Source organism: Amycolatopsis sp. SID8362 (genome assembly GCF_010550475.1).
Classification (GTDB): Bacteria; Actinomycetota; Actinomycetes; order Mycobacteriales; family Pseudonocardiaceae; genus Amycolatopsis; species Amycolatopsis eburnea.
Genome location: NZ_JAAGNB010000226.1, coordinates 1 through 1775 on the forward strand (window position 1 = coordinate 1; position 1775 = coordinate 1775).

General features: G+C 74.9%; 1 protein-coding gene. It reads right to left on the bottom strand.

What is annotated here, in order from left to right; genetic code table 11:
* On the bottom strand, positions 1-1775 hold a 1775-nt coding region (locus G3I65_RS07600; RefSeq protein WP_160695450.1), incomplete at both ends, for a beta-ketoacyl synthase N-terminal-like domain-containing protein.

A 1775-nucleotide genomic window follows, 5' to 3' on the forward strand; every position in this document is an offset into this window, starting at 1 on the left:
GCCGCCTGCGCCCGCACCGCGGCCGCCGACCGGCCCGACACCGGCCACGCCACCGGTCCGGGCACCTCCGGCGCCGCCGGGACTTCCGCCGGTGGCGCCTGTTCCAGGATGGTGTGCGCGTTGGTGCCGCTGATGCCGAACGAGGACACCGCCGCGCGCCGCGGGCGGCCGGTGTCAGGCCACTCGACGGCTTCGGTCAGCAGCGAGACCGCCCCGGCGGACCAGTCGATGTGCGGCGACGGCTCGTCGGCGTGCAGCGTCTTCGGCAGCACGCCGTGGCGCATCGCCATGACCACCTTGATCACCCCGGCGACGCCGGCGGCGGCCTGGGTGTGGCCGATGTTGGACTTCACCGAGCCCAGCAGCAGCGGCCGCTCGGCGTTGCGCTCCCGGCCGTAGGTGGCCAGCAGCGCCTGCGCCTCGATCGGGTCGCCCAGCACGGTGCCGGTGCCGTGCGCCTCGACGGCGTCCACTTCGGACGGTGCAAGGCCGGCGTCGGCCAGCGCCTGCCGGATCACCCGCTGCTGCGCGGGACCGTTGGGCGCGGTCAGGCCGTTGGACGCGCCGTCCTGGTTGACCGCGGACCCCTTCACCACCGCCCAGACCTCGTGCCCGAGTGCACGGGCCCGCGAAAGCCGCTCGACCACGAGCACGCCCGCCCCTTCGGACCAGCCGGTGCCGTCGGCGTCGGCCGAGAAAGCCTTGCAGCGCGCCGTGTTCGACAGCCCGCCGGTGAGGCTCATCTGGATGAACGAGCCCGGGCCCGCCATCACCGTCGACCCGCCGACCAGCGCCAGCGAGCACTCGCCGGCGCGCAGGGCCTGCCCCGCCCAGTGCAGGGCGACCAGCGAGGCCGAGCACGCGGTGTCGACGGTGACGGCCGGGCCTTCCAGGCCGAGGGTGTAGGACAGCCGCCCGGACATCACGCTCGCGGTGTTGCCGGTCGCGACGTGGCCCTGGACGTCGTCGCCCGCCCGTTCCAGCAGCCTGCCGTAGTCCTGGCCGTTGGTGCCGACGAACACGCCGGTGTCGCTGCCGCGCAGGCGGAGCGGGTCGATCCCGGCGCGCTCCAGCGCTTCCCAGGACGTCTCCAGCAGCAGCCGCTGCTGCGGGTCCATGGCCAGTGCCTCACGCGGGGAGATGCCGAAGAAGCCCGGGTCGAAGTCGGCCGCGTCGTAGACGAACCCGCCTTCGAGGCTGAAGTCCCCGCTCGCCCCGGCTAGGTAGTCGAGGTCCCAGCCGCGGTCGGCGGGGAACGGGGCGATCGTGTCGACACCGTCGGCCAGCAGCCGCCAGAAGTCCTCCGGTGTGGCGGCCCCGCCGGGGAAGCGGCAGCCGATGCCGACGATGGCGATCGGGTCGTCGTCGTCAGCGGCCACCGCCGTCCGGGCGGCGGTCTCGGCCGGTGCGCCGAGCAGTTCGCCGAGCAGGTGCGCGGCGAGCTCGCGCGGGGTCGGGAAGTCGAACACCAGGGTCGGCGGCAGGACGAGACCGGTGGCCGTGCTCAGCGCGTTGCGCAGCTCGACCGCGGTCAGCGAGTCGAACCCGAGCTCCTTGAACGCCTTGTCCGGGCCGATCGCCTTCGCGTCGTCGTGGCCGAGCACCACGGCGACCTGGGCGCGCAGCAGGCCGAGGACGAACTGCGGCCGCTCGGGCACGGGCACCGCGAGGATCCGTTCGCGCAGCCGCGCACCGGCGGCGCCGGCGTCCCGCCGCGCTTCCTCGGCGGCCAGGACGGCCTTGCGCGCCGCGGGCAGTTCGGCGAACAGGGCGGT